The organism is Sulfuriferula multivorans (assembly GCF_003851125.1).
In the GTDB taxonomy this organism is placed as follows: domain Bacteria; phylum Pseudomonadota; class Gammaproteobacteria; order Burkholderiales; family Sulfuriferulaceae; genus Sulfuriferula; species Sulfuriferula multivorans.
Map to the genome: position 1 here is coordinate 1 of NZ_BGOW01000086.1, position 251 is coordinate 251.

Below are 251 nucleotides of genomic sequence, written 5' to 3' on the forward strand. Positions count from 1 at the left end.
CGCTTTCTGCTGGATGCCAGCGGCACCCGTTGGCAGGACGGCCCGCTGGCCATCGCAGCGCGTCACGGCGCGATCTGCTACCTCGACGAAGTCGTCGAAGCACGCCAGGACACCACCGTGGTGATCCACCCACTGACCGACAACCGCCGCGTGCTGCCGCTGGAGAAAAAAGGCGAGCTGATTCATGCGCATCCCGATTTCCAGCTGGTGATTTCCTACAACCCCGGCTACCAGAGCCTGATGAAGGATCT

Annotated in this window: 1 protein-coding gene; it reads left to right on the forward strand. The window is 62.5% G+C overall.

Going from position 1 to position 251, the window contains the following annotated elements; genetic code table 11:
- A partial coding sequence (locus EI185_RS17785) for an AAA family ATPase (RefSeq protein WP_145962406.1) occupies nucleotides 1–251 on the forward strand: 251 nt, incomplete at both ends.